Consider the following 4,430-nt stretch of genomic DNA (forward strand, 5'->3'; position numbering starts at 1 on the left):
AACTATAAACGCGCCCCACAACGTAAAGGGTTACCCCCCCGGGGGGGCGAGGCCGGACGGCGTCGCGCGAAACCCTTTCAGGTGTCGGCCCGGCGCGTGCCGATCCATGGCAGACGCTTGATCACGCCGGTCGCGAGGGCGGTGCCGATCAGAATCACCCCGCAGCCTTCGAGCATGCCGGGCGAGACCCCCTCGTTGAGAAACAGTGCGCCCCACAGAATGCCGAAGATCGGAATCACGAACGTCACCGTGATTGCGCGCGCCGGCCCGGCCACCGCGATCAGGTGGAAGAACAGCATATACGCGACGCCGGTGCATGCGACGCCGAGCGCGATCACTGCGCCCCACGCGTGCAGCGAGATCGGCGCGGCCGGCCAGTAGATCAAGGCGAGCGGCAGCAGCACGATGGTCGCGCCGGTCATCGTGCCGGCGGCGACGGTCAACGCATCGACGCCGGTCAGGTGACGCTTGGTGTAATTGGCGGCAATGCCGTAGAGCAGCGTTGCGCCGAGCGCAGCGCCCGCCGCCAGCGCGGTGGTCAGCGGCGTCGCGGCCGAGCCGTTCGGCGCGGCGATCTGATCCCACACCAGCATCAACACGCCGAGAAAACCGATCACGAGACCGAGCGTGCGTAGCGCGCTCAGGCGGTCGCGCAGCCACAGAAAGCCGACCAGCGCGGCCCACAGCGGCGTGGTCGCGTTGATCACCGAGGTGACGCCCGCGGACAGCGTCAATTCCGCGTACGCAAACAGGCAGAAGGGCGCCGCCGAATTCAGGATGCCGACTACCAGCAGCGGAAGGGCGCGCGTGCGCAGCACCGTCGCCGATTGCCGCAGCGGCCGCCGCGCGATCAGCACGGCAAGCAGAAAGATCGCGCCGATGCCGACCCGCAGCGCCATCAGCGGGGCGACGCCGAAGTCGGTCACGCCGACGCGAATGAACAGAAACGACGCGCCCCATAGGGCGGCGAGAATCAGCAGTTGCAACAGGTTTTGAGGTTTCATCGGGATGGCGCCGCGCGCGGTTGAGTCGGGACGCCTGCGCATCGTAGCAGCGCGATCGCTCGAAACGTTTCAGGCTGGAATGAAACGGCAAGATTCGGGAGATCGTGGTGTCCGGTGCTTGTGATCGTAAGCGTTGGCGGGCCGTCAGCAAAACGAGCAATTCTCACGCTGATGTGAGAAAAATTGCCCTATGCGGACCTAACGAACGAAAGCAAGCATAAGCGGGGGCTTGAGCGCGGCCACAGAGCGTGAATTATTTTGCGACGGCGCGGCAGTCCCGCGTGGTATTCGGACCGCGCTAAAGCGTGCGCAGGAAACAATACAGCCGGTTCAGCAAGCCCGCTCGCCGAACCGCCCGAGATAGTTGCGTCTGGAACACGAGCCACGCCCGGTGTTCTATCGAACGAACCGGGCCCATTCATCGCAGCGCGCACGAATGCGCGTGCTGCCCGGCAAACCCGAGAGCCACCAGGCAGAAGCCATTGCTCTCAATGCGGAATCATCCACTGCAGGAAGTTCTGCTGCGCCCAGACCAGCAACCCGAGCAGCACCGTCAACAGAATCGAGTGCTTGAAGGTTTTCGCGAACACCACCCCTTCCTTGCCCTTGAGTTCGGTGGTCGCCACGCCCGTCGAGATGTTTTGCGGCGAGATCATCTTGCCCATCACGCCGCCCGACGAGTTGGTCGCCGCCATCAGCACCGGACTCAGGTTCAACTGGTTGGCCGCCACCACCTGCAGATTGCCGAACAGCGCGTTGCCCGACGTATCGCTGCCGGACAGGAACACCGCGACCCAGCCGAGGAACGCCGACACCAGCGGAAAGAACGGCCCGACCGAGGCCACGCCCAGGCCGAGCGTATAGGTGAGCCCCGAGTAGTTCATCAGGTATGCAAGGCCGACAATCGTCGCCACCGTCAGAATCGCGATGCGCGTCTGCACCCAGGTATCGGCGATCGCCTTGCCGAATTCGCGCGCGCTCAGACCGACCACGAACGTGGTGATGAGCGCCGCGACCAGGATCGCCGTGCCGGTGGCGAGCGGCTGAAAGTCCCACACCGCGCCGTAAGGCGTGTTGTACAGCGTGATGAACACGGCCTTGTCGAGCCCCGGCCACGGCACCTTCACGTCGCCGATCGTGAAGACCTTCGCGACGGTCCAGACGATCACCACCACCGACACGATGAGCCATGGGTACCACCCCTGGCCGCCGCCGATCTTGCCGCGTACCTCGCCGACGCGGTCGATGTTGACGGCGAACTTCGGATCGGCGGCCGGCTTCCAGACGCGCAGGAAAGCGATCGTCACCAGCAGCGACACCAGCGACGACAGCACGTCGGTCAGGCTGTAGTTCACGTAGTTCGACGCGACGAACTGCGTCAACGCGAAGCTCGCGCCCGACACCAGCAGCACCGGCCACACCCGCAGCATGTTGCGAAAGCCCGCATACACGCCGATCACGTAAAAGGGCAACAGGAACGCGAAGAACGGCAACTGGCGGCCGACCATTTTGGCGAGCAGGTCGGACGGCAGATGCGTGACCGCGCCGAGCACGGTGATCGGCACGCCGAGCGCGCCGAATGCGACCGGCGCCGTGTTGAAGATCAGCGTGAAGGTGAGCGCTTCGAGCGTCGGAAAGCCGAGCATGATCAGCAGCGAACTGGTGATCGCGACCGGCGTGCCGAAGCCGGAAATCCCTTCGAGCAGCGCCCCGAACGAAAAACCGACCACGACCAGCACGACGCGCCGATCGTTCGGCAGGTTGTCGATCATCCACATGCGGAAGGCCGCGAAGCGGCCCGAGCGTTGCGCGATGTTGTAAAGCAGGATCGCGGTGAACACGATCCACATGACCGGCCAGCACGCGAACACCGCACCGGCGAACACCGAATTGAGCGCGAGCCCGACCGGAAACTGCCACACCAGGATCGCCACAAGCAGCCCGATGATCAGGCCCGCGAGCGACGCCTGCCAGGCCGGCCGGCGCGCCCAGCCGAGCAGAACCAGCACCACGATGATCGGCAGCGCGGCGACGAGAAAGGACGGGAACAGCGAATTGCCGACCGGGGTCAGTAGTTGGTGAAACATCACGTCTCCTTGGTTTTTGTTCGAATCTACGCGGTCACGGTGGTTGACGGGCGGGTCGCTCCGGCAGGACGGATGAGTGTCGACGGAACGTGTGGGACCCGCGACGCTTATTTAAACGCGTGCTGATGAAACTTTCCAAGGATAGTGGCCCGGACTGGCACGTCAAGCAGGGAAACTACGGGAGCTGGGACGAGTCGGTGTGGGCGCGGCGCGATGGGACGTGACGTGGCCGCGGCGGCGCATCTTCATAGGCGTGCGCCTGCCGAGCCGTGACGGATGAGGGCGGTCGAGTCGAAGAACTGGCGGCGAGACTCAGTGCCCGTGGTAGTGTCCCCAGCCGCCGTGTCCCCAGCCGCCGCCCCAATACCCGCCGATGCCGATTGCGATCGACGGCCCGTAGTAGCCGGGATACCCGTAGTAGGCCGGATAAACCGGAGGCGGATAGTAGGCAGGATACGGCGGCGCAACATAAACAGGCGGCGGAGCCGCTACTGCATATGTCGGGCTTTGCTGTTGCGCTTGCGCCTGAGCTTGCTGCTGTTGCGGGTCGGATGGATCCGTCGATCCAGGCACGTTCTGCTGGACAGCTGTTCCGGGGACCGTCGCGTAGTAAGGCGAATAGTAGCCGGACGGATAGTAACCGTACGGGTAATAGCAGCCGGATAACGTCAGCGCGCAAAGGGTTGCGCCGAACGCAACACCGGTTTGAGACAGCCGTGCAAAGCCGCGCAGCGGCCACAGGCTCAGCGCGCGAGAGGGGTTGATGACGCGGGACTTCATGACGCGCTCCTGGTTGAACCGACGCCGCTGGCCGCGACGTACTGTTGAGCTTACGCCCCCGCAGCGCGAACTCCGTTGCAAAACCGTAACGGCGTATTTCACCTCACTACAACGCGTCATTGAGCCGCGTTTGAACGAAACTCGAGTTGAAGCTTGTGCGACTCGCGACACGCTCCGTCGCGAAGGTGTTCATGCGTCACCATTGCGTCGCTGAGGCGCGGATTGAATCGTTGGCTCAACCCGCGTGCAAGCTTGCGCCGCTACTCGCGTCATTCACTGGCGACACGGCGTTCATGTGCTACCTCCCAACCTGATTACCGATAATGCCGCCAGCCGCCGCGCCGCCGATCGTGGACAGCGCATTGCCGCCGATCGCCGCGCCCGCGGCTCCGCCCACCCCTGCGCCGATTGCCGTATCGCGTTGCCGCGTGGTCATTCCGTCACATGCCGAGAGACTCGCGACAAGAGCAACGATCGTTGCAAGCGTACCGATTTGACGAATCGATTTCATGATGGTGACTCCGGTTGGTGTTTGTCCCATTTCGATGACCACTTCCAA

General features: G+C 64.0%; 4 protein-coding genes. All 4 read right to left on the reverse strand.

The genetic code is table 11. From position 1 onward, the window contains the following. Positions 1 to 77: 77 nt before the first annotated feature. The 4 genes from P0D89_RS51130 to P0D89_RS51145 all read right to left on the reverse strand — a co-directional run bounded on the left by P0D89_RS51130 (position 78) and on the right by P0D89_RS51145 (position 4,382). Positions 78 to 1,004 (reverse strand): DMT family transporter, encoded by a 927-nt coding sequence (locus P0D89_RS51130; protein WP_408357929.1) that lies wholly within the window; start codon positions 1,002 to 1,004, stop codon positions 78 to 80. 488 nt (positions 1,005 to 1,492) lie between these two features. Further along, positions 1,493 to 3,091 (reverse strand): L-lactate permease, encoded by a 1,599-nt coding sequence (locus P0D89_RS51135; RefSeq protein WP_408357928.1) that lies wholly within the window; start codon positions 3,089 to 3,091, stop codon positions 1,493 to 1,495. A gap of 312 nt (positions 3,092 to 3,403) precedes the next feature. Beyond that, a complete protein-coding gene (locus tag P0D89_RS51140; protein WP_408357927.1) occupies positions 3,404 to 3,871 on the reverse strand; it encodes a hypothetical protein in 468 nt (155 codons plus the stop codon). A 298-nt stretch (positions 3,872 to 4,169) separates the two neighbouring features. Further along, a complete protein-coding gene (locus P0D89_RS51145) occupies positions 4,170 to 4,382 on the reverse strand; it encodes a YMGG-like glycine zipper-containing protein (RefSeq protein WP_408357926.1) in 213 nt (70 codons plus the stop codon). Between the last annotated feature and the right edge of the window lie 48 nt (positions 4,383 to 4,430).

Source organism: Paraburkholderia sp. RL18-085-BIA-A (assembly GCF_046027075.1).
In the GTDB taxonomy this organism is placed as follows: domain Bacteria; phylum Pseudomonadota; class Gammaproteobacteria; order Burkholderiales; family Burkholderiaceae; genus Paraburkholderia.